Origin of the sequence: Sphingobium wenxiniae, from assembly GCF_007830065.1 — a bacterium.
GTDB classification, from domain to species: Bacteria; Pseudomonadota; Alphaproteobacteria; order Sphingomonadales; family Sphingomonadaceae; genus Sphingobium; species Sphingobium wenxiniae.
In genome coordinates this window covers 183,029-205,968 of record NZ_VLKK01000003.1, presented here as the reverse complement: position 1 = coordinate 205,968, position 22,940 = coordinate 183,029, and the positions used below count along the sequence as shown (strand labels likewise).

23 protein-coding genes are annotated in these 22,940 nt (G+C 61.4%); 14 read left to right on the top strand and 9 right to left on the bottom strand.

Going from position 1 to position 22,940, the window contains the following annotated elements; translation table 11 throughout:
- Positions 1 to 58: 58 nt before the first annotated feature.
- Both IQ35_RS05340 and IQ35_RS05335 read right to left on the bottom strand, forming a co-directional pair.
- On the bottom strand, positions 59 to 514 hold the full coding sequence (locus IQ35_RS05340; protein WP_021246961.1) for a YaiI/YqxD family protein: 456 nt from the start codon (positions 512 to 514) through the stop codon (positions 59 to 61).
- 586 nt (positions 515 to 1,100) lie between these two features.
- Positions 1,101 to 1,649, bottom strand: coding sequence for a sugar O-acetyltransferase (locus tag IQ35_RS05335; RefSeq protein ID WP_021246960.1), 549 nt, complete (start codon positions 1,647 to 1,649; stop codon positions 1,101 to 1,103).
- 146 nt (positions 1,650 to 1,795) lie between these two features.
- Here IQ35_RS05335 and IQ35_RS05330 point away from each other — a divergent pair, with 146 nt between their 5' ends.
- Positions 1,796 to 2,284, top strand: a complete 489-nt coding sequence (locus IQ35_RS05330) for a GFA family protein (protein ID WP_021246959.1) — start codon at positions 1,796 to 1,798, stop codon at positions 2,282 to 2,284.
- A gap of 294 nt (positions 2,285 to 2,578) precedes the next feature.
- Here IQ35_RS05330 and IQ35_RS05325 read toward each other — a convergent pair whose 3' ends face one another.
- Positions 2,579 to 3,001: a GNAT family N-acetyltransferase gene (locus tag IQ35_RS05325; protein WP_145072185.1), complete on the bottom strand. Its 423-nt coding sequence runs from the start codon at positions 2,999 to 3,001 to the stop codon at positions 2,579 to 2,581.
- Positions 3,002 to 3,050: 49 nt separating this feature from the next.
- Positions 3,051 to 3,494 (bottom strand): DUF2721 domain-containing protein, encoded by a 444-nt coding sequence (locus IQ35_RS05320; RefSeq protein WP_021246956.1) that lies wholly within the window; start codon positions 3,492 to 3,494, stop codon positions 3,051 to 3,053.
- Positions 3,495 to 3,694: 200 nt separating this feature from the next.
- On the opposite strand from IQ35_RS05320, the gene IQ35_RS05315 reads away from it, so the two are divergent.
- The 5 genes from IQ35_RS05315 (at position 3,695) to IQ35_RS05295 (ending at position 8,043) form a co-directional block, all read left to right on the top strand.
- Positions 3,695 to 4,768, top strand: coding sequence for an NAD(P)-dependent alcohol dehydrogenase (locus IQ35_RS05315; protein WP_021246955.1), 1,074 nt, complete (start codon positions 3,695 to 3,697; stop codon positions 4,766 to 4,768).
- A gap of 57 nt (positions 4,769 to 4,825) precedes the next feature.
- The gene (locus IQ35_RS21420; RefSeq protein WP_021246954.1) at positions 4,826 to 4,966 is read left to right on the top strand and encodes a hypothetical protein; all 141 of its coding nucleotides are present in this window, start codon (positions 4,826 to 4,828) and stop codon (positions 4,964 to 4,966) included.
- A 10-nt stretch (positions 4,967 to 4,976) separates the two neighbouring features.
- Positions 4,977 to 5,390 carry a (R)-mandelonitrile lyase gene (locus IQ35_RS05305; protein WP_145072184.1) on the top strand — a complete coding sequence of 138 codons (414 nt, stop codon included), beginning with the start codon at positions 4,977 to 4,979 and terminating at the stop codon, positions 5,388 to 5,390.
- 182 nt (positions 5,391 to 5,572) lie between these two features.
- Positions 5,573 to 7,201, top strand: coding sequence for a Na+/H+ antiporter (locus tag IQ35_RS05300; RefSeq protein ID WP_145072183.1), 1,629 nt, complete (start codon positions 5,573 to 5,575; stop codon positions 7,199 to 7,201).
- A gap of 158 nt (positions 7,202 to 7,359) precedes the next feature.
- Positions 7,360 to 8,043, top strand: coding sequence for a hypothetical protein (locus tag IQ35_RS05295; RefSeq protein ID WP_145072182.1), 684 nt, complete (start codon positions 7,360 to 7,362; stop codon positions 8,041 to 8,043).
- A gap of 112 nt (positions 8,044 to 8,155) precedes the next feature.
- Here IQ35_RS05295 and IQ35_RS05290 read toward each other — a convergent pair whose 3' ends face one another.
- Positions 8,156 to 9,970 (bottom strand): FAD-dependent monooxygenase, encoded by a 1,815-nt coding sequence (locus tag IQ35_RS05290; RefSeq protein WP_145072181.1) that lies wholly within the window; start codon positions 9,968 to 9,970, stop codon positions 8,156 to 8,158.
- Between the two features lie 78 nt (positions 9,971 to 10,048).
- On the opposite strand from IQ35_RS05290, the gene IQ35_RS05285 reads away from it, so the two are divergent.
- From IQ35_RS05285 to IQ35_RS05270, 4 genes are all read left to right on the top strand, one after another.
- A complete protein-coding gene (locus tag IQ35_RS05285) occupies positions 10,049 to 10,975 on the top strand; it encodes a helix-turn-helix domain-containing protein (RefSeq protein WP_145072180.1) in 927 nt (308 codons plus the stop codon).
- Positions 10,976 to 11,066: 91 nt separating this feature from the next.
- The gene (locus IQ35_RS05280; RefSeq protein WP_145072179.1) at positions 11,067 to 11,657 is read left to right on the top strand and encodes a TetR/AcrR family transcriptional regulator; all 591 of its coding nucleotides are present in this window, start codon (positions 11,067 to 11,069) and stop codon (positions 11,655 to 11,657) included.
- Between the two features lie 284 nt (positions 11,658 to 11,941).
- Positions 11,942 to 12,601 carry a glutathione S-transferase family protein gene (locus tag IQ35_RS05275; RefSeq protein ID WP_148648529.1) on the top strand — a complete coding sequence of 220 codons (660 nt, stop codon included), beginning with the start codon at positions 11,942 to 11,944 and terminating at the stop codon, positions 12,599 to 12,601.
- Between the two features lie 17 nt (positions 12,602 to 12,618).
- Entirely contained in the window at positions 12,619 to 13,560 is a 942-nt protein-coding gene (locus IQ35_RS05270) for an alpha/beta fold hydrolase (protein ID WP_021246946.1), read from the top strand.
- Positions 13,561 to 13,575: 15 nt separating this feature from the next.
- On the opposite strand, the gene IQ35_RS05265 is transcribed toward IQ35_RS05270, so the two are convergent.
- The 4 genes from IQ35_RS05265 to kce form a co-directional block, all read right to left on the bottom strand.
- Positions 13,576 to 14,298: a GntR family transcriptional regulator gene (locus tag IQ35_RS05265; protein WP_021246945.1), complete on the bottom strand. Its 723-nt coding sequence runs from the start codon at positions 14,296 to 14,298 to the stop codon at positions 13,576 to 13,578.
- A 74-nt stretch (positions 14,299 to 14,372) separates the two neighbouring features.
- Positions 14,373 to 15,221, bottom strand: a complete 849-nt coding sequence (locus tag IQ35_RS05260; protein ID WP_021246944.1) for a fumarylacetoacetate hydrolase family protein — start codon at positions 15,219 to 15,221, stop codon at positions 14,373 to 14,375.
- A 26-nt stretch (positions 15,222 to 15,247) separates the two neighbouring features.
- Complete coding sequence (locus IQ35_RS05255; RefSeq protein WP_145072178.1) at positions 15,248 to 16,426, bottom strand: cytochrome P450; 1,179 nt, start codon at positions 16,424 to 16,426, stop codon at positions 15,248 to 15,250.
- A 45-nt stretch (positions 16,427 to 16,471) separates the two neighbouring features.
- On the bottom strand, positions 16,472 to 17,401 hold the full coding sequence (gene kce / locus IQ35_RS05250; RefSeq protein ID WP_021246942.1) for a 3,5-dioxohexanoate:acetyl-CoA acetone transferase: 930 nt from the start codon (positions 17,399 to 17,401) through the stop codon (positions 16,472 to 16,474).
- A gap of 97 nt (positions 17,402 to 17,498) precedes the next feature.
- Between kce and IQ35_RS05245 the strand changes: the two genes are divergently transcribed.
- The 4 genes from IQ35_RS05245 (at position 17,499) to IQ35_RS05230 (ending at position 22,933) form a co-directional block, all read left to right on the top strand.
- On the top strand, positions 17,499 to 18,149 hold the full coding sequence (locus IQ35_RS05245; RefSeq protein WP_145072177.1) for a TetR/AcrR family transcriptional regulator: 651 nt from the start codon (positions 17,499 to 17,501) through the stop codon (positions 18,147 to 18,149).
- Entirely contained in the window at positions 18,146 to 19,102 is a 957-nt protein-coding gene (locus IQ35_RS05240) for a VOC family protein (protein ID WP_145072176.1), read from the top strand. Before IQ35_RS05245 ends, IQ35_RS05240 begins: the two co-directional genes overlap by 4 nt.
- A complete protein-coding gene (locus tag IQ35_RS05235) occupies positions 19,099 to 20,574 on the top strand; it encodes a bifunctional 3-(3-hydroxy-phenyl)propionate/3-hydroxycinnamic acid hydroxylase (RefSeq protein WP_158636590.1) in 1,476 nt (491 codons plus the stop codon). The genes IQ35_RS05240 and IQ35_RS05235 overlap by 4 nt, the downstream gene beginning before the upstream one ends.
- Positions 20,575 to 20,698: 124 nt before the next feature.
- Entirely contained in the window at positions 20,699 to 22,933 is a 2,235-nt protein-coding gene (locus IQ35_RS05230) for a TonB-dependent receptor (protein ID WP_277872623.1), read from the top strand.
- Positions 22,934 to 22,940: the final 7 nt, after the last annotated feature.

Here is a 22,940-nt window from a genome sequence, read left to right as displayed (position 1 = left end):
CAAACCGAATGAACGGCTGCCGCCGGGAGCGTCGGAATAAGGACAGCCGTGCCGCAACTTACCGCCGGAGCCGCCCCACCGCCTCATCCAGCGCCGAGAGAAAGCGTGACCGGTCCGCCTTCCCAAACGGAGCTGGCCCGCCAATCCCGTCGCCGACCGCCCCCGCGCGCAAATCCGCCATGATGGCCCGTACCGCAACGGCATTGCCGATGGAGGCGTTGGTAAAGGGCTTCCCCGTCGGAGCGATCACCGCCCCGCATCCGGACTTCAGGCATCGGTCGGCCAGCAATATGTCGGCGGTCACGACGATGGAGCCCGCCTCCACATGGTCCACGATCCAGTCATCCGCCGCATCGAACCCGTCGCTCACCACCACGCGCGAGATGAGCGGATGCGCCGGCACCCGGATGGGACTGTTGCTGACGACGATGACGGGCACGTTGTACCGCCAGCCGACCTTGTAGGTTTCGTCCTTTACCGGGCAGGCATCGGCATCGATGAGGATTTGGGGCATTGGGGAGATGTAGAAGGGATTGCCTGAGAAGGGGAGACCCTTCTTCCAGGGCGGTTATGGAGTTTGCACACCCAAATCCTGCGATGGCCGATTGCGGCCATTTTTGCCGTTCGCCATCCGTCATCCCAGCGAAAGCAGGGATTTCCCTTAGGCTTGATCGCGCCCTGAGAAAGAGAGATGCCAGCGTTCGATGGCATGACGGCGGGGGAATGCCCGCCAACCATCCAAACCCGATATTCAGCGCGGGTTTGCAAGTTACTTATTGAAACTGGCCAATCTCATTGCTGTTGGATTGGCATATGTCATGCCTGAGAAGGCGGAATATAATGCGGTGAAAATGGCGTCGCCGCCCAGTTCAGCAGGATTTTGCTACGAAAGCTTGTCCCGGAATTGAGCGGCGGCGTTGCTACATCCGATCCATTTTGCCGATCATGACGATCGACTCACGTTCGGTTGCTAACAGCAGCATACGCCTCTACGGCGCATCGCTCAAGCGAATTGCCTCGCCGGTCTCCTGCGTGACGGAACAGTCTGGCGCGCCGTTGTCTCTCTTTGGCGACGTCTTCCCTCGTGCTGGTTCGCTGGTTCATCTTGCAAGCGGGCGAGCGGGGTTGCCGGCAACCCCGCTGCCGGGGGCTACATCCCGGGTCACGATACTGCCCGCGCCCACGATCGCGTTATCGCCGATGGTCACGCCCGGAAGGATGATCGCACCGCCCCCGATCCAGACGTTGCGGCCGATGGAGATGGATCGTCCCCATTCCAAACCCGCCGCGCGCTCGGCAGCATCACGCGGATGATCGGCCGCCAGAATCTGAACGCCGGGTCCGATCTGCGTTGCATCCCCTATGGTCACCCGGACCACATCGAGGATCACGCAGTTGAAGTTCAGAAACACGCCGCTGCCCAGATGGATATTATATCCATAGTCGCAGTGGAATGGCGGCCGTATCGCGGACGCATCCCCGAGCGAACCCAGGCGCTGGCGCAGCAGCGCCTCTCTTTCCGGCGGCAACGAGCAGTTGAAGCGCTGCATCCAGTCCGCCGCCGATAGCTGATCCGCAACGATTTCGGGATCGTTCGCCCGATAGGGCTGGCCGGCGAGCATCCTCTGCTTTTCGGTAAGGGCATCCATGACGCGGCACTCCTTCCGGATGGAGACGCATGAATGCGCAAAGGGATGCCGCCGCGGATGGGAATCGCAAATCGGCTCATCAACATCCGCAAAAGGTCGGAACCGGCCCACCGCTTGGCAGTTCACCCGTGCGAAAGGAACTGGCCATGCCCCTGAAGCTCGACGGGTCGTGCCGTTGCGGCAGGATTCGCTTCTCCGCCGACAGCCACGCACCAGTGCCGTTTATGCGGTGCTATTGTTCGATATGCCGGAAGACCGCGGGCGGCGGCGGATACGCAATCAACCTTCACGCCGACAAGCAGACGCTCAAGGTCGAGGGCAAGACGGCCGTGTTTCACGCCGGGCTTGACGATGGCCGGGGCGGGTGCCGCGTCAGCACGGGCGAGCGGCATTTCTGCGCCGCATGCGCCAGCGCGCTGTGGGTGTTCAGCCCGGAATATCCCGAACTCTTCCATCCCTTCGCGTCGGCCATCGATAGCGAACTGCCGAAGGCCCCGTCGCTCGTCCATATGATGCTTTCGTCCAAGGCCGCCTGGGTCGAACCCGAGATCGGCCCGGACGATAAGTGTTTCGATGAGTATCCGGACATTACGCTGGAGGATTGGCATCGGGCGCGCGGTCTTTGGATCGACTAGCTTTGCGAGGGTTGGGGCGAACCAGTCCAGCGAAACATGTCGTGCGGCCGAGTACGCCAGTCCTTCAAAGATACAAGAAGCCACTTGGCAAAGTCTAACTCAGCAGCAGGACCACGAACAAGATGCGGCTCCACCGCGAAATTGCCGTTTCGGTTGTTGAAGCCATCAGGAGTTGGCCCGTCTGGGAGTTCGAGCGCCGCTTGGCCTCTGACGGCCGAAATCTGGAATTTGCTACCGCTTGCCGCAAAGGCCGGAACGGTGTCCGGTACAGCATCGGATGTTGGAAAGCCGTCATCACCGGAAGCGTTTGCGGAGAAAGAACCGCTTCTGCCCTATGGGATGATCATCGAGAGCGCCGAACAGCTCGAAGCCCAGTTTTTCGTAAAAGCCACGAGCCTGAAACTCATATGTATCGAGCCAGATGCCGACGCAATTATCAGCACGGGCAATTCTTTCCGCCCCTTGCATCAAGGCGGTGCCGTAGTTTCCCCCACGATACTCTTCGGGCACGGCCAGCAATTCTACGAACAGCCAGTCATAGACGAGCTTCCCCCAAAGTCCGCCAACATGGTCGCCCCCCTCGTCCGTTAAAAGGATGGCTACCGGTCTGATGCGGGGATCGCCTGCCTGACGGATGTTGTAGGCGCGCAAGGGCGCAATAACAGCGTCCCGATCGGTTTCGGATGGGCTTTCAGGAATAGTGAGACGAAGGGCCATCACGCGAACCTACCGCAAAATGATCCGCTTTCAACGGCTGCTATTGCCTTTACGCGCCAGCGCCGGGACCATTGGCATCTTCGTCGACCTTGTCCCGCACGGTCCTGCCGGCCAGGATCATCTCGAACGAAAATGCGGCCAGCGCTGCTACCGCGCATGTCAGCGCGCCGCCGAACAACGCGAACAGGATGACGCCGGCGGCGCCGCTCCGCAAGGCATTGAGGAAGAGCGTGAGGGCGGCGCAGCATGTCAGCCCTCCCGCCACGGCCGCCAGCAGTACCGCCAGATCGAGCGCCTTCGACCGAAGGCGCAAGCGGGCGAGCTGCATCGGCCGCCTTGCCGGCTCGCTGGACAGCTTGTCCACCTGATCGGCGATCCTGCCCAGGCGCGTCGTGAACACGTTGAGCAGAGAGGCAACGCCTGTCAGCAGAAAGATCGGTGTCAGCGCGAGCTGGACCACATGGGCGGCGATGTTGACGTCTGGCTGAGGCATGGTTTTGCCTATAACCGCATTTCCGGCCTCGTCCTATCCGAGTGCATGGCGGGCGGGAAAATGCGAACGGGTCGGCCGATGATGAGCGCTGCTTAACGCAGTGTGCAATGGCGAAGCCCCAGTCCCATGTGGTAATAGCCTCTATCTTGGTAGCGGCCGGCGGCGCCGGCCGCCACACCCAATGCTGGAGGACACTATCGATGACAACCAAAGCCTATGGCGCATTTGCGGGCGACAGGCCGCTCGAACCGATGGACATCGAGCGCCGCGCGCCCGGCCCGCACGATGTCCAGATCGAGATCGCCTATTGCGGCGTCTGCCATTCCGACCTGCATCAGGTTCGCAGCGAATGGGCGGGCACGCTCTATCCTTGCGTGCCGGGGCATGAGATCGTCGGCCATGTGGCGGCGGTGGGCGATCAGGTGACGGCGTTCACGGTCGGCGAGACTGTCGGCGTCGGCTGCATGGTCGATAGCTGTCAGCATTGTCACGCCTGCGACGCAGACCTGGAGCAATATTGCAAGGAGGGCTTCGTCGGCACCTACAACGGCCCGACCGCAGATGCGCCGGGACATACGCTGGGCGGCTATTCGCAACGGATCGTCGTCAACGACAGGTTCGTCCTCAAGATCCGCCATCCCGAAGAGCAGCTTGCCGCGGTCGCGCCTTTGCTGTGCGCCGGGATCACAACCTACTCGCCGCTGCGTCACTGGCAGGCGGGGCCGGGCAAGAAGGTCGGCATCGTCGGCATCGGCGGTCTCGGCCATGTCGGCGTGAAGCTGGCGCACGCGATGGGCGCGCATGTCGTCGCTTTCACCACGTCGGACAGCAAGCGCGACGACGCGCGCGCGCTCGGCGCCGATGAGGTCGTCAATTCGCGCAATGCGGACGAAATGGCGGCGCACGCGAACAGCTTCGACTTCATCCTGAACACGGTCGCCGCCAGCCATAATCTCGATGCCTATACGGCGCTGCTCAAGCTCGACGGGACGATGACGCTGGTGGGCGTCCCCGAGCATCCGCATCCAAGCCCCAATGTCGGCGTGCTGATCTTCGGGCGGCGTTCGATCGCCGGTTCGCTGATCGGCGGCATCGCGGAGACGCAAGAAATGCTCGATTTCTGCGCCGAGCACGGGATCACCGCCGATATCGAGATGATCCCGATCCAGCAGATCGATCAAGCCTATGACCGGATGCAGCGCAGCGACGTCAAATACCGCTTCGTGATCGACAGCGCGTCGCTGGCCAACGGAACGACAGCAGACGAACGATGAACCCGGCCTACGACTTTTCGGGGCAGGTGACCCCTCGTCACCGGCGCTAGTTCCGGCATGGGCCTTGCGACCGCGCAGGCCTTTGCTCAGGCGGGTGCCGCCGTGGTTCTCGCCGATATCAATGAGGAGGAGCTTCGCTCCGCGGCCATGGAATATGCGCCGCGCGGCAAGCCGGCCTCTGAACGCCGACCGATATAGGAGAACCGACATGAAACTGATGCGCGCCGGCTCGCAGCCATCCCAGAAGGGACCGGAAGACTATTTCACCGGCACCGTCCGAATCGACCCGCTGAACACGCCGCCGGAGCCCGCCCGCGCTTCTTGCGCCTATGTTACGTTCGAGCCGGGCGCGCGATCGGCCTGGCACACGCATCCGCTCGGCCAGACGCTGATCGTGACCGCCGGGTGCGGCTGGACCCAGTGCGAGGGCGAGCCCATCGTCGAGATCAGGGCAGGGGATGTGATCTGGTGCCCGCCGGGCCACAAGCACTGGCATGGCGCGACCGCCACCACCGCCATGACCCATATCGCCGTGACGGAAGCGCTCGACGGCAGGAACGTCGTCTGGATGGAGAAGGTGAAGGACGAGGACTATCTCGCCGGCATATTGAAAAGCGCATGAGGCGAATCCCGGTCCGCTGCAGAATGTGATCGCACCTCATAGCTTCATACCTTCGCGCGACGGACGACCGCAGCCTTGCGATGACAAGCGGCGTTTGCCCGATGACGGATGCGGCACACTGGCTCCCCGGCGCAAAATCGCTATAGATTCCAGATTCCCAACGTCCGAACGGAAGCTGCCTTTTGGAAACCATCACGATTGTCCTCATCCTGCTGTTCGCCGTGGTCGTGAGCGGCGTGCTATCGCGCCTCCTGCCGATTCCCGTGCCCAGGCCACTGGTGCAGATCGCGCTGGGCGCCATGATCGGCCTGGTGGCGAACTGGCGGGTGACGCTCGATCCCGAGATATTCTTCCTGCTGTTCCTGCCGCCGCTGCTGTTCCTCGATGGCTGGCGGATACCGCGCGAAGAACTGTTCAAGGACGGCAAGACCATTCTCGAACTGGCGTTGGGCCTGGTGATCTTCACCGTGGTGGGCATGGGGCTGTTCATCCACTGGATGGTCCCCGCCATGCCGATGCCGGTGGCCTTCGCGCTGGCGGCCGTGATTTCGCCGACGGACCCGATCGCCGTGTCGGCGATCGCCCAGCGCGTGCCCATTCCCAAGCGCATGATGCACATCCTGGAAGGCGAGTCGCTCCTGAACGATGCTTCCGGACTGGTCTGCCTGCGCTTCGCCATCGCCGCGGCGCTGACAGGCACCTTCTCGGTCCAGGAGGCCGCGCTCAATTTCCTGTGGGTGGCGTTCGGCGGCATCGCGATCGGCGCCGGGCTGACCTGGCTGGTCGGGCGGACCAAATCATGGCTCAGCCGACGGCTGGGCGAAGACAGCGGTTCCCAGATCCTGATCAGCCTGCTCATTCCGTTCGGCGCCTATCTCGCCGCGGAGCACCTCCATTGTTCGGGCATCCTCGCCGCCGTCGCGGCGGGTCTCACCATGGGATTCGTCGAAGGCGGCGGACAGGCGCTCGCCGCCACCCGCATTCGCCGGAATACCGTCTGGGACATCATTCAGTTCGCGGCGAACGGCATCATCTTCGTGCTGCTGGGCGAGCAGCTTCCAATGATCTTGGCGGGCGCCGCCGAAACGGTGCGCCTTACCGGGCATCATGAGCCGGGATGGCTGGTCATCTATGTGCTGGCGATCAATCTGGCGCTGGCGGCGCTTCGTTTTGCGTGGGTGTGGCTCTCCTTCCGGCTCACCCTGTTCCGCAGCGAGGAACGGCGCACGACGCCGAACTGGCGCATCGTCGCGGCCATGTCCTTCGCGGGCGTGCGGGGCGCGATCACGCTTGCCGGTGTGTTGACGCTTCCTCTCACGATGACGGACGGGGCGGCCTTTCCGGGGCGCGAACTTGCGATCTTCCTCGCCATGGGCGTGATCATAGTCTCGCTTATTGTCGCCAGCGTGGGATTGCCCTGGCTGTTGAACGGCCTCGAAATGCCCGCGGAGCCATCATATCAGGCCGAAGAAGACATGGCGCGGATCGAAGCGGCGCAGGCAGCCATCGCCCGGATCGAGCATGTTCAGCATGATCTGGCGGAAGGACGCGGCGATGCCGACCTCTATGTTTCGGCGGGTTGGCGCGTCATGGAAGGCTATCGCCAGCGCATCGAGAACCGGCAGGGCAATATCGAGCACAATGCCACAGGACGCCGGTCGGAACGGATCGAGCGCGATCTGCGGCTCGCGGCTGTCAAGGCCGAGCGCACCGCCATCTTCAAGATGGTTCGTGAGCGTCGGGTCGGCAGTGAAGTCGCGCGCAAGCTGATCCGCGAACTCGACCTGCTCGAAGCACGCTATGCCGGTTAGCCGTTCGGCGGTGCAGGCACCGGTAGATCGCGTCCCTCTCAATCGCCATTGCGCCGGCATTTCTCATGGGACTGCATGTCGATGGCGGATTTTGATAACGCCAATGGCAATCGGGGTTGCTTGGTAGCTATTCCTTAGGTTGAATTGGGAGAGCGCTTATGCGGCATGCGGTTTTGTTTGGAGTGGCGGCCCTTGGCCTTTCGGCTTGTTCCGATCCGAAAGCCGCCAGCGAGGGCAACTTCAAGACGGCGATCAACACGTACATCGCGCAAAACCCGCCCTGCCTTTCGATTCCCAGGAGCACCGAGCGTCCGGAGGGCGACAATCCGCCCGACTTTCCGCGCTACGTCTCGGCCGCCCCGACAACGTCCGAACCTCAGGCGCAGAACCGGCAGCGTGAACGAGCGCCGTTCGACGCCCTTGTGGAAGCCGGTCTGCTCAAGGTCGGCGAAACCGCCATCAAGGTGAGAACCGGCCTGTGGGGCAACCAATCGTCCGATCTGCCTGTGCGCGCCTATGACCTGACGCCGGAAGGACGAAAGGCCGTCTCGCAGGTTGGCGAGCGAACCGCGTTCACCAGCCCCGACCAAAGGCTCTGCTACGGCAAGCCCACGGTCGACGAAATTGTGCAATTTACCGAACCGGCCGACGCCATGGGGGTGAAGGTCTCGCGGGTCAGCTATCGCTATCACCTCGCGGAACTGCCCGAATGGGCCAAGCAGCCCGCCATGCTCGCGGCATTTCCGCAGCTCAAACGCGACACCCAATCGTCCATCGACGCCAACGCCACCATCCTGCTCACCAATGACGGCTGGATTCACGAGCGCGCCTTCAAACGCTGAGTTTGTTCCGGGGGACGGGGACGGAAGGCTCGGAAGCCGACCAGCGGTGTTCCGGGCCAGACCATTGGATCGAGCCGGTTTCATTCGAAAATCGACCGATGTGCGGTAGCCATCACGGCCTGACGGACTCATCCGAACGACTGCGCCTTCCACCTTCTGTCTGGCAGATATTTTTGAGAATATCGATAAATTCTGCAAAGATCAGCGTGTCAGTTCTCTCCGTTTTCCACGCTATGATATTGTCCGGCCGGATCAATAGGACGCCTTGTTCCGACAGGCCAGTAATAGTCTCCCACTGGCCTTCGGAATCGTCCACATCGTGGCCCATGGCGACCATTTGCAGCGGAATACCTGTTTCTGCGACGGCTTGATCGACCGCCGCTTCCCACTCGTTGGAATATGCTCCGGCGAGCAAGACAAAACCGTTTGTGCCGCTGACAAGGTCATGGCTGGAGATCTGCTCTCCACACCTGTCGAGCCAAATATGTGGAAGACGATGGCCGGGTCTGGCAAACGGACCATAATCTTGTCCTAGCGGATCGCGAGGCGACGCGGGAAGTCCGTCAAGTACGATTGCACCCCGTTCATATACAAACCCTAGCTCAACGTCTCTCGCGTAGAATTCGATGTGTTGCGTATCGAAAATCTGATTCAGCCGAGCGCGGCGCATCCGGCCATTGGCTGTATCCGCCAGCAGCGCGGAATAGGCGGCGATAACATGTCCGGAACTTTGAATTTGCGAACGATGGTTGGGGTGCGTGTCCACGATCGCCGCCTCGAGCAGCAAATGATTGAAGAAGGCATTGAGCGCCCATTCGACATTGAAGGCCCCCACAGGGCGTCGCTCCGCTTCATAGGAGTCCAGGAGCCTGTCGGCGGCACCGTATCTGGTAACCAACGCCAGTTTCCAGGCCAGATTATGGGCATCCTGGATGCCGGTATTAAGGCCAAGACCAGTCGTCGGTGGATGCCGATGCGCCGCGTCTCCCGCGACGAATACCCGTCCGCGGCGATAGGCGTTCGCAAGTACGCCCTCGACCGTCCATTCGGTCTTGCAAAGCACGGAAAGCTCCAGTTTGGGGATGCCGAGAATCTTCCGGACCATTGGAACGACATTTTCCTCGGTCCATTCCGGATCATCAGGCATTTTCGGAAAGCTGATCGACCATTCCGGGGAATGGCGGCCCCAATTGCCCGGCCCCATCGGCACGATCACGGAAACGCCAGGACGATAGGGACTGCGAAGCCAATTGAGCAGCACCCGATCATCGGGATACCAGCGCGATAGATCGGCTTGGAAATGCACGCTCACCTGGGTGATCAGGTCCGTTTCGCCTTCCAGTTCGATCCCGGCTACCGGCCCGACGGTACGGCCACGATCCGCCCCGACGATATATCTGGCGCGCACCTCATATTCGGAACCGTCGGAGTGGTCGCGGACATGGGCGGTCACGCCATCGATATCCTGCTCGTAGGAAAGCAGTTCTTGGCGAAAGCGTATCCGCTGTCCCGCGCGCTTCTCCGCATGACGGCGCAGAATCGGTTCTAGCCGGATTTGCGGGAGATTTGCTGAATCCGCCGGGCTGGCCGCACGGTAGTCGGGTTCACGCGCCGAGCCATGGCCGCCCAATCCGCCCGTTTCGAAAATGCACTTGCCGTCCAACGGGCTGTCGCCTGCGAAGCTTGTGAACCATTTTGTCCGCGAGCGGTAATATGGCGGCGTGCCGACTGCCTGAATGTCGTCAGCGACATCGTACTGGCGGAAAATCTCCATCGTCCGTGCGTTGAGATAATGGGCCTTGGGAAGATGAGAGGTGGCTTCCCGCCGCTCTATCATCAGGAAATCGACATCGAGGTCACTCAGAAAGATCGCGAGCGACAGGCCGCATCCGCCGCCGCCGACAACGAGCACGTCGGTTGTTTCCATGGTTAATTCCTCTCCTTTGTTCTTGCCGAAGCCCTTTTCAGGCGTGAGAAGGAGTTGCGCATTGATTGAGAAACTCGAATGATTGATCTAACGTCCGGTGACTGGACCGCATTGCTACGCACGCCCGACCTGCGGTTGGTCGGGGTCGAATTCGGGCGATTGCGGTTCGATCGTCCCTTTCGCCTTGCGAAGCCGGATCCAAGCCGTGCAAACTTCTATCTCGTCAGAAAGGGCGGGGCCTGGTTTCGGGCGCAGGGAGGGAAGGCGATCTTCTTGCCGACGGGCAGTGTCGTCGGCGTCGAGGGCCGGAGCCACGAATGGCTCGATTCCTCGCAACTTCATCCTGCTGAAAGAGGTGCACGCCATGGCAACGCCGATTTCGCCGGGGCTTTGCCCGTAGAGATATTTACAGGCAGCATCGACCGCAGCGTTGCGGTGCTTCAGCGACTGCCGTGGGGATCGATAGTCATACCGGCGCGGGCCGAACCCTATGCGTCTCTTATTGCCAAGGCAGTGGAAATGCTCGAGTGCTTGGACGAGGGAAGTAGCAGCGAGCGCGGAGTTGCGCGCCGGCTTGCCGAAATCATCATGCTGCAAATCGTCGGATATGCTCGCGAGCGATTGTTGAAGGCGAATCTCGCCTTCGGATCGATTCAGCACGACGAATATCTGCTGCGTGCGATGACCACGTTCCTGGCGACGCCGGGGAAAAGATGGACGGTGGCGGATTTGGCGGCTTCAGCGGGTCTTAGCCGCGCCGCATTTGCCCAGCGGTTCCGATGCGCGTTCGGCGCGCCTCCAATGGCTACGATCAATCGGTTTCGTCTGTTGCAGGCATCGGAAATCCTTGCCGACAGCAGCGCGTCCATATCGGTCATCGCCGAGCAAATCGGCTTCGGCTCGTCCGCCGCCCTGGTCCGGGCGTTCAAGAGACAATTCGGACAAACGCCGGGTTGCTGGCGCCGTTCTTGCCGGCTGGAGAATGCGCCTCTGCAGACCCGATGAAGCGACAGCGACGACGCTCCGATTGCGTTACTTGCCAGTCAGCGCCCGGCATGGGTAAGTGGAGGCAAATCGTCAGTTATCACGAGGGCAGATGTTGGACCAGCGAACCGTCCGGAACTCTAACAAGCCGACAAAGGCCGACACCGGGCGTCTGGATGCCGATGCCTGGACGGATGCAGCCCTGGCGGAATTGGGCGCGCATGGGATCGATGGCGTCCGGATTGAGGTACTGGCCAAGCGTCTGAACGTCACCAAGGGCAGCTTCTACTATCATTTCAGGGATAGAGACGCCTTGCTCGAGACGATGCTGACCCGATGGCGACGACGCGCGACGCTGGCGCTGATCGAGCGCCTCGACAGCGGCGTTGCGTCGCCGGAGGAACGGCTGCGGCAGTTGCTTCGCCTTCCGCTGAAGGGACAGACCGCGGCGCTCGCGGCCGATACGGAACTGGCCATACGCCTGTGGGGTAGGGGAGATGAACGGGCTCGCATCGCGCTGGAGGAGGTCGACGAGCTACGTCTCCAATATATTGAGAAGCTGCTTGTGCAGGCTGGTGTGACCGAGGAGATAGCGCATGCTCGCGCAATTCTCGCCTATTCCTATCAGCGGGTTGCGGGAACGCTGATATCCAGCGACGCCACCGATCTGATCCAGCAATGCGAGGATATTCTCCTCGCCTGACGGGTATTGCCAGGCGGGGTGAGAGCCGCTGCGGCGGATCACATCCGATTCCGGATGTCAGGTATGAATTGGCCGGAGCCGTATGTCTTGCGAGGAGACTTTCGTCCGGACAGTCGCAAGAGCCTTCGGTTTGTCGTTCATTACGACAATTCAGGCGGTTGCGTTCGATCGGTGCCGGGTTGCACATCCGCCGCCGGAATTTGCCATGCTACTGGCGTATCATATTGCCAAATGCATACGATGCCGTATGTTTGTCGCGCTATGCCACGTCGGAGTGACCCGAATTGCCTGATATCTGTCTTTTTCATATGCCCGGCGCCTGCTCCGGTGTCGCCATGATCGCGCTGGAGGAAGCCGGCCTCGATTATGAGGATCGTGTGATCAATATCTTTGCCGGCGAGCAACGCTCTGCGTCTTATCTTTCCGTCAACCCGAAGGGGAAGGTGCCGGCCTTGCGGTTCGATGGGTGCCTCATCACGGAAGGCGCCGGCATCCTGATCTTCATCGATGAGCAATATCCGGAGGCCAGGCTGCTGCCATCCGGCAATGCAGCGCAGAAGGCCCAGTACCGGTCCGATCTGATATGGTGTTCGAATACGCTCCATCCGCTGGCACGGTCCATCATGATGCCGGACCGCATCGCGCCGGGCGCCCCCGAAAGCGCGCGAGCCGTCGCGATAGAGCAGCTCCGCGATATCCTCGCATCCTCGTCCGGCCGTTTTCCTGAATGGTGGAATGGCAGGGACTGGTCGATCACCGATGCCTATGTGGCCTGGTGTCTGGGACTGGCCGTCCTGGGAGGCTTCGATCTGGCCTCCTTCCCGGAGGTGCAGTCCTATCTGGAAAGGGCGGGTCGCCGCGAAAGCGCGAGGCGCGCGCGCTCCCGCGAGCGGGCCGCGCTGGCCGATGCGGGTATCCAGTTGCCCCCTGGCTTCTCTCTCTGAGCCGATCGGAGATCAGCATGCCAAGGCAGCATCATTTCATTGACGTCGACGGTTGCCGTATCCACGTGGTGGATGAAGGAACAGGCCCGGCCGTCCTTCTTTGTCACGGCTTTCCGGAATATTGGCGAAGCTGGCGTAAGCAGATCCCGATACTCGTCGGGGCGGGATACAGGGTGCTTGCCTTCGATATGAGAGGCCACGGCCAATCCGATGCGCCAGGCAGCGTGGAGGACTATAGCGTCGCCCATACCGTGGGCGACGTGATCGCAACGATGGATGCGCTCGCGATCGAGCGGGCCGTGATCGTTGGTCACGATGCGGGCACCACGACGGCCTATCACGCCGCGTTGATGCGTCCGGATCGTATCCGCGGGGTTTTCGGCCTTTCGGTGCCGTATATTCCCCGAGGAGAGATGAGCTTGATCCGGGCGTTGCGGGGCGCCGTCCCTCCTGCATTCTACATGATCTATTTTCAGGAGCCTGGCATTGCCGAGGCTGATCTGGAGGCAGATCCGCGCGAAGCGCTTCGCAGGCTCTTTTTCGCAAACTCCGGCGCATACGAAGGTGCGCCCATCATGATGATGGCCGCGCCGGGCGGCGGTCTGGTCGAGACGCTGCCCGCGCCGGCGGGCGCGATGGAGTTCATGAGCGACCAGGAACTGGACGCTTATGCCGAGCAATATGGGCGGACCGGATTTCGGGGTGGCCTGAACGGCTACCGCGTGTTCGAAAGGAATTGGGAGATCACGGCGCCCTGGCGCGGCGCCCGGCTTCCGGTTCCCGCAGCCTATATCGGCGGCAATGCGGACACCGTCCTTGGATTTCCAGGCTTCCGGGCGGCCGCCGAGCAAATGGGCGACGCAACCTTCGTCGATGGCGCCGGGCACTGGATTCAGGCGGAAAGGCCCGATCTGGTGAACGAAGCGCTGTTGCGCTTTCTTGCCACCTGTCCGGTGTGAGTTCCAAACTCCTATTTAACAGTTTCCTCCGTCCGCCGATGCCTTCAGAATCGCGTCCCGCACCAGCGCCGCGGTGCGTTCGATATGATTGGTCAGCAGAGTAGCGGCGGCATCCACATCCCGGTCGAGCGCCGCCTTTGCGATACGGTCATGCTCGTCAACGACCGGGCGCGAAGGGCCGGCCTGGCGAACAGCGATCGCGCGATAGCGCTCCGCCATCTCGTAAAGCGACTGCCAGATCCTGAGCAGGGCGGGGCTTTCGCAGCCGGCAAGAACGGCCTTGTGGAACTGGGCGTGCAGCGCCATGCCTTCGGGTGCCTGGGGATCGCCGGAATAGTTGCTGATTTCGCGATGGGCCAGCTTCAAGGCCTGGGCCCACGCCTTGGATCCCCGTTCGATCGAGCGTTTGAGAGCCAGGGTTTCGATGTCGCACCGCGTGCGCGTGAGATCGTCCAGTTCCGCGATCGAGATGGGAGCGACGCGGAAGCCCTGCTGGTCCCGCGCCTCAACCAGATGTTCCGCTGTCAGCCGCGACAGGGCTTCGCGCACGGCGCTCGAGTTCGCTCCCAGCTCCTCGGCCAGTTCCGCGATCTTCAGCTTCTGGAGCGGAACGAGCTCGCCCAGGATGATCATTTGCCGCAGGCGGAGATATATCTGTCGCGATCGGCTACGAACCTTGGGAATGAGCGAGTGGCTGCTTTCAGCGACCGGGATTTCAATTGGCGGCTTTGTGGACATGCTTCTTTCCATAGGAAAAACCGACCGATGATGGAATGGCGCAGACTGGCCGCGCCATTCCGAGGCATCGTCAATCAGGCTTCGGCCACGACGGTGTTTTCTATATGGCCCAGGCCGTCGATCTCCACCTTCATCACATCGCCGACCTGGAGAAAGCGATTGCTCGCGATGCCGACGCCGGCAGGCGTTCCCGTGGCGATGACATCGCCGGGCTCAAGCGTCATGACGGTGGAGAGATAGGCGATCTGCTGCGGAATGCTGTATATCATGTCGCCGGTCGAGCTTGCCTGGCGCAACTCGCCATTGACATAGAGACGCATATCGAGCGCATGAGGATCGGCAATTTCGTCCGCTGTGGTGATCCAGGGGCCGATAGGGCCATGGGTATCGAAGCTTTTGCCCAGGGTGAAAGTGGGCGATCGCGCCTGCCAGTCTCGCACGCTCACATCGTTGCAGACCAGATAGCCGGCGACGATTCCGAGCGCATCGGCTTCGGACACATGACGGGCGCGCTTACCGACCACGAAGGCCAGTTCGGCCTCATAGTCGAGCTTGTCGGAGACCGTGGGAAGATCTACCGGGGCAAACGGGCCATTGATACAGGTCACCTGCTTGTTGAACCAAAGCTGGCTCGTGGGCACCGGGATACCGGCGGCCGCCGCTTCATCGGCATGCTTTTGATAGTTCATTCCGATCGCCAGGAATTTGCGCGGATCGTCGATCGGGGCTTCGAGACGAACGTCCGTGAGGGGAAAGGACGGAGAGAAAATTTCCTCGGCCTGCGTCTTGCGTTCGGCCCAGCTGTCAAGCAGGACGCGCATCGAGTTGCCCGGAACTTCAAGGGCCGAAAGGTCGATAACGCGATCATCCCCGACCTTTCCGAGACGCGTCGTGCCACCTTCCGTAAATCTGCATAACTTCATGCTTCTTCCTTTCTTCAATATTGCGATCAGGCTGGGATGAGCCGCGTCGGCAGCGATGCGAAACCCCGCAGCACATTGTTCATCTGGAACTTCGGCGTGCCGACCTCGATATGGCGGGCACGTTTGAGCAGCGATTTGAGAAGCGAACGCATTTCCAATTTGGCCAGATGCATGCCGGCACAGGTATGTCGCCCCTGGCCGAAGCCGAGATGCCCCGACAGGCCCGGGCGTTCGATCCAGTATCGTTCCGGATCCTCCCATCGGCGTTCGTCTCGGTTGGCCGATGCATACATCATCAACACCCGGAACCCGCTGGGAATTGCCGCTCCGTCGATAGTCTGATCGCCCTCGACGACCCGCCCAAAGGCGCGAATCGGCGAATCGAGGCGGACGGCTTCGTCGATCGCGGCGGGGATGAGGCGGGGATAATCCTTCAGCTTGTTCCATTCCCCCGGATTGCTGGCGAGCTGATAAAGCAGATGACCGGTTGCGAAGATGGTCGTGTCGAGCGCCGGAGCGACGATGTCGATGTGCAGCGTGCCTGCCTCGGCAGGTGTGATCTTGCCTTGCTCCACTGCCTGCCAGATCTGAGCCGCCCAGCCTTCTGGCCTCACGGTGTCCGGCCGGCACTCGTTCTGCACATAAGCGATCATCTCACCGATGACCTGCGCCGCGCCAGCCGCGCGCTTGTTTCCCACACCAAGCAGGTCGAAAGAGGCTGCCGCCCATTCCAGCATGCGCTGTCTTCCGTGTTCAGGAAGACCGACAAGCGAGGAAACGATCGAGAGAGGAATGAACTGAGCGAGGTCGGTCATTCCATCGAACGATCCCCGTTCGATCAGGCGCGCGATGAGATCATCGGCAGCCAATTCGATATCAGCACTCAAACGTTCGAGAGACGGCGGTGCAAGCGGCGCCCCGATGATGGATCGGAAGCGGGAATGGACCGGCTCATCGGCCGCAAGGGTGTTTGCCACGCGAAACACTTCGGGCCATTCGAACCCGGCGACGCCCTTGCCCGAAAGGAAATGGCGATGATCGAGCAGCGCCGCCTTGACTTCAGCATATCGCGGAATGGCGTAGATATCATGCGCCGGAAGATAGAGGAGGGCGCCAAGGTTTCGCATAGCCGCATAGTGCGGATAAGGATCCAGGATCGCCTCGTCGCTGTAGATGTCAGCTTCATACTGCGGAATCGTCGTCATTTCGGTTTTCCTCTCCGCCGCCGCGCCACGCCGGGAACGTCCATTCTAGAAATTCGTCCGATCGGCCCCTTTGAGCTTCAGGCGCTCGCGCGCTTCGGCGGCCGTTGCCGGATCAAGGCCGAGTTCCTTGAGAATCCGCACGATCTTCGCGACCTGCTGCGCATTGGATTGCGCCATTGTCCCGCGCTCAAGAAACAGGCTGTCTTCCAGCCCGACTCTGACATTGCCGCCAAGAAGGGCGTTCTGCGTCGCCATGGGCATCTGGTGGCGCCCGGCGGCCAGGACGGAGAATTCGAAGGCATCGCCGAACAGCCGCTGCGCGGTTCGCACCATGTGCAGCAGATTGTCGACCTCGGCGCCGATCCCGCCCAGGATTCCGAGGCAGAACTGAATGAAAAGCGGTGGATCGTAGAGCTTCTGGTCGAGAACCCAGGCGAGGTTATAAAGATGGCCGACGTCATAACATTCGAATTCGAAGCGGCATCCATGACCCTTGCCTAGCCGTTCGACGATACCCTGGATGTCCGCGAAAGTATTTTTGAAGGTTCCGTCCCTGGTCGATTCCAGGAATGGTCTTTCCCAATCATATTTGAATTCCTTGATTCGGGTCGCGGCCTGAAAAATTCCGATATTGATCGTCCCCATGTTGAGCGAGGTCATCTCGGGGCTTGCCTGTTCGGCGGCGGCGAGTCGCTGATCGAGAGTCATGCCGGGCGCTCCCCCGGTGGTGATGTTCACGACGGAGTCGGTCGCCTGCTTGATCTGCGGGAGGAAGCGCTTGAACACCTCTGGATCGGCCGTGGGTCGTCCGTCGTCCGGATCGCGCGCATGAAGGTGAAGGATCGCGGCGCCCGCTTCCGCCGCGCCCAGCGCTTCCGTCACGATCTGCTCGGGCGTGATCGGCAGATAGTCCGACATCGTGGGCGTGTGCAGCGAACCGGTCACGGCGCAGGTGATAATCACTGACTTGGACATGGGCCTCTCCAGAAAAATCCATTTTTTTGTTGACTAAACCGTTCAAAGATGACTGTCTAGTGCAAAGAACGATGCGAGCCGACTGGAGAGGGTTGGGATGACTGCAAGAGAGGCCCCAATGCGGGGGAACCGACAGAGGCAGAGAACGCGCCATGCGCTCCTCGACGCCGGCCAGCGGCTGTTCGCCACCCGCTCCGTCGATGCCGTGACGATCGATGATATCGTCGAGCAGGCGGATGTCGCAAAAGGCAGTTTTTACAACCATTTTTCCGACAAGCAGGCTCTCGCCGATGCGGTTTGGGAGCTGGTTCAAGGCGATGTCGAATTTCACATCTATCGCGCGAACCAGGATATCGCCGATCCAGCGATGCGCGCCGTCCGCGGGTTTTGCTCGGTGCTGCGCTATGCGAAGGAGCACCCTGACCGGCTTCAGTCGCTCCTGACCCTGTCGGCACGTCTGACGACGATCGCGCATCCGCTTAACGCCGGTCTTTCCTCCGACATCAGGCACGGCATCGAGCAGGCGCGCTTCAGCGATATCGACGTGGCGACCGGCGTCCTGATTGTCATTGGGCTGACCCGGGCGGCTGTCGTCAACGCGATGTCCGAGGAGTTCGAAGGATCCATCGTGGCCTTCGCCACGGATGTCTCCGCGGCCATTTTGCGAGCGCTTGGGGCGCCTCTCGACCAGGTTCACGAGATTGGAAAGGAGGCGGCGCGTTCGATCCTTGAGGAGTTGTCTGAATGAGTGTCGTGAAAGCCTATGACGTCGCGTTCGTACGGTTCGCCGTGCCGGACATGGATACGATGGAGCGGTTTCTTCTCGATTTCGGTTTTGCCGTCGCTGAAAGGCAGGACGGACGGCTGTTCATGCGCGGCTATGAAGGCACGCCCTTCGCCCATGTCTCGGAGCAGGCGTCCGAGCCGGCTTTTCTGGGTTTTGGCATCTGGCTGCGCAGCGAAGATGACCTGCGCCGCCTTGCCGCATCTGAAGGCGTGACGGTGGAGACGCTCGAGGGACCGGGCGGCGGTTTGGTCGCGCGGCTGTGCGACCCCGATGGCTTCGTGGTGGAGGCGATTGCCGGCCAACAACCCGCGCAACCTCTTCCGGCGCCGCCTTCGGAGCCGTGGAACCAGGGCGGGACCTATCCGCGTCAGGGTGTCTGGCGGCGCGTGGAAAAAGGACCGTCGCACGTGCGCAGGCTAGGCCATGTCGTGCTCGGCGTGACGAACTTCGCCCGCTCGGAAAAATGGTACAAGGAGCGGTTCGGCTTCGTCACGTCTGACGAGATCCGGCCTGCTCCGGAAACCGCCATCGGCGCATTCATGCGTTGCGATCGTGGAGAAGAACCTTGCGACCATCACACGCTCTTCCTGCTTGAGCGTCCGATCCCGCCGGGCTTCATGCATGCTGCTTTCGAGGTGCGCGACCTGGACGATCTGATGGCGGGCCACGACTTTCTCGTCGGAAAGGGCTGGGATCACCAATGGGGAATCGGGCGCCACAAGCTGGGAAGCCAAGTATTCGACTATTGGCGCGATCCCTACGGGAACGAGGTCGAGCATTGGACCGATGGCGACCAGCTGGTCACGCGGGACGGCAGCGGCGTAGCCACGCTGCCTGACCTGCTCGGCGTCCAATGGGGCATGGAGATGCCGCCGCTACCCCAGCCCGTGACGAAGCTGGAGGACGCTCGATGAGCCACTTCGATTGTGACCTGCTCGTCGTCGGACTTGGACCGGTGGGCGATGTGGTGGCCGGCCTGGCTCGGCTGCAGGGCCTCTCAGTAATAGCGATTGACAAGTCGCAGGCCATTTATCCCCTGCCACGCGCGGCGGTTTTCGACGGCGAGATCATGCGCGTCTTTCAGATGCTCGGCATCGAGGACGAGCTGGGTCCGTATACGCGGATAGGAGACCGATATCAGTTTCTTACCGCAAACCGCGAAATCCTCCTCGACTTCCCGCTGGCGCAGACTGGTCCCTATGGCTGGGCCGACTCCTATGCGTTTCACCAACCGGCGCTGGAATCGATCCTGCGTAAGCGGATCGGGGCGCTTGGCGTCGACGTCCGTCTCGGAGTCGCCGCGACGGGCCTGCGCCAAACCGACGATGGCGTTGAAGTCACGCTTGAGGGGGCGGATGGCGCGCAAACCGTCCGGGCGCGCTATGTGACAGGGTGCGACGGTGCGTCCAGTCTGATCCGGTCGACGCTAGGCGTGGGGCTTTCGGATTATGACTTCGACGAGCCGTGGCTGGTCATCGACGCGGAAATTCCGTCCAAGCATGCGCCGCCGGTCGTTGCACAGCAAATCTGCGATGCCGCACGGCCGATCACCCATCTGGCGATGGCCGGCGATCGTTTCCGCTGGGAGTTCATGATCCTTCCAGGAGAAGCGCCTGACGAAATCAGCCGCGACGACCGGATCCGGGAGTTGCTGGCGCCTTGGGGCGCGGTCGAGCACATGCGGATCGATCGCAAGGCCGTCTACCGCTTCCATGGGCTGGTTGCCGATCGTTGGCGGGTCGGGCGCGTGTTCCTTGCCGGCGATGCCGCGCACCAGACACCGCCCTTTGCCGGGCAAGGTATGTGCGCGGGCATCAGGGATGCCGTCAATCTCGCCTGGAAGATCGCAGCGGTCGTTCGGGGCGAGGCCGAAGGTCAGATTCTGGACAGTTATCAGGAGGAGCGCGAGCCGCATGCGCGGGTCGTGATCGAGACAGCCATCGCGATGGGACGCGTGGTCTGTGTGTTGGACGCCAAGGCGGCGGCGGCGCGCGATGCCGAGATGCTGGCACGAAGGGCAACTGGCGCCCAGGACGTGTCCATCGCCTATCCTGACCTTTCCGGTGCTCTCTTCTCGAATAGCGCTGCGGCCGGAAGCCTCTTCCCGCAGCCGGTCGTGAATGGGCGCCGCTTCGATATTTTGCTGGGAAATTCGCCCGCATTGATCGGTGACGATCTGCCAGGCGACGTTCCCGCACCGATCATTCGCCTGGATCTCGGCGACGATCGGCTCGCGCCTTACGCTGATGCCTTGCGGGCATGGCTCCGCGAACAGGGCGCATCGAGCGTGATGGTCCGTCCGGATCGCCATGTCTTCGGCGTTGGCGAAGCCGAGCAGCTTTTGGCCGACTGGGAACATGCTCTCAAGACGCCGGTGGCCGCCTGACTCCATCGGGAGTCCAAAAACAAGAAGTCGATAACATCATAGCCCAAGGAGGGGAGCCGATATGGCAAAATTGTCGAAACGCTATTTGTGTGGTGTCGCGTGTATATCAGTGTGCGCCGGTTCTTTGCCGGCGTTCGCGCAGTCGAGCGACCCGGCTCAAGGGGACGCCCAGGCACGCTCAACGCAGCCCGCTGCGCCGACCGCCGACGCTGGCGTCGCGGATATCGTCGTCACAGCGCAGCGCCGATCCGAGAATCTGCAGCGCACCGCCCTGGCCGTGTCGGCCGTCAGCGGAGACGCGCTCCTTCGCGCCGGTGTCGTGCAGCCGCAGGATCTGACCAAGGTCGTGCCGGCGCTGAAGCTGGCAGCCATCGGGGGGTCGGGGACGGTCGTCACCATTCGCGGTGTCGGCACTTTTCCGGGCAATCCTTATGCCGAACCTGGTGTGGCGGTGAATCTCGATGGCGTCTATCTCGCCCGATCCGGGGGCCCGAACGGCCTCTTCTACGATCTCGAGCGTGTCGAGGTGCTCAAGGGACCGCAGGGAACGCTCTATGGCCGTAACGCCACGGCGGGCGCGATCAATATTATCGCGAAAAAGCCGACAGACAGCTTCGGGGTCGAGGGTTCGATCGAGGGCGGCAATTACAACTTCTACCGCGGTGTGCTGGCAGTCAATGTCCCGCTGGGGGAAGGGGCGGCGATGCGTGCCTCCGGGACCATCTCGCGTCGCGATGGCTATTTTGATGACGGCTATTCCGATGACAAGACGGAGGGCGGACGGCTCCAGTTGAAGCTGGAACCGACCAGTAGGCTCGAAATCCTGCTGAGTGCCGACTATGCCCATACTGGCGGGAAGGGGCCCAATGGCGTGCTTTCGCCCTATCTGGATCCGAGCCATCCGTTCCGGGGCGCTTCGCGCGATGGCACGAATGAACTGTTTCAGGCGGTTTCGCTCGCTTTGACTGGCGGTACGAATCCGAATTTCATTCCGCCGATTCTCGATGACGGGCATGTCAATCAGAGGAATTGGGGTGTCAGCGCCACGATCGATTACGATCTCGGGCCTGCCAAGCTGACGATCATTCCAGCCTATCGCGATAGCAAGAACAAATACCTCATGTACAATGCCGGGTTCCCCGTCAGCTCGAATGAACGGTCCAAGGCGACGTCGGTTGAAGCCCGCCTCGCCTCCAACGGATCAGGACCTTTGACCTGGCTTCTGGGAGGCTATTTCTTCCGGGAGCATGTCGATTTCGACCTGGACGCGAACAATGGCGTTTCCGTCTCCAACACCTCGCCAGACCTCGTCACGAAGAGCTATGCGGCGTTCGGGCAACTCACCTATTCCCTTACCAGCAATTTGCGGGCCACGGGCGGCCTGCGCTTTACCCGCGAGGAAAAGTCGCAGGGAGGTTCATTTGGCTTCGTCATACCGCCGGAGGGGGCCGGAGCATGCGGGGCATTCGATAGTGCGACATCGTTCTGCACTTTTCCCCTCAATGGGGAGCTGAATGCGTCAAGACTAACCTACAAGGCGGGCCTGGAGTACGACGCGGGCCCGAACTCGCTGCTCTACGCCAACGTCTCGACGGGTTTCAAGGCGGGAGGGTTTTACGGCTCGCAAGCGCCCAACACTTTCCGGCCGGAGAAGCTGACCGCCTATACGTTTGGCGCCAAGAATAGATTTTTCGACAATAAGCTGCAGTTCAATCTCGAGGTTTTCTATTGGGATTATAAGGATCAACAGATCACCCATGTGGGACCGGTTCAGCCGATAGGGTTTACGGTCATCACCGAGAATGCCGGCAAGTCACGACTCTATGGCGCGGAGGCCGACCTCATCTGGAGTCCGTCGGCGCGGGATATGTTTCATGCCAACGTGCAGTATCTGAATACCAAATATACCGACCTTCACTATACGCAGACGACCCTTGCCGGTCCGCCGGCGACTGTCTGTCCTACGACACCTGTGGCCGGACAGCCGGAAGTCGTGGTGAATTGCAGCGGCAACCCGGTTATGTTGTCGCCCAAATGGACGGCCAATCTGTCCTATTCGCACCGGTTCCCGCTTGCCAATGGATCGGAACTGGAGGCTCAGGTCGGAACCCAGATACAGAGCGGTTACTGGACCGGGATCGAATATCTCCCTGGCGAGCGGCAAAAGGCGTCGACTGTGTCCAATGCGAGCCTGACCTATCGACCGGACGGAAGCCGGTTCACGATCAGTGCGTACATCGACAATATTGAGGATAGTACGGTGAAGGCGTTCGCATTCGTGCAGCCGGTCCTCGGAATGCCGGTTGTCATATTGAAGGCGCCGCGCACCTTTGGCGGCCGGGTGACGTTCAACTTTTGATAACTGG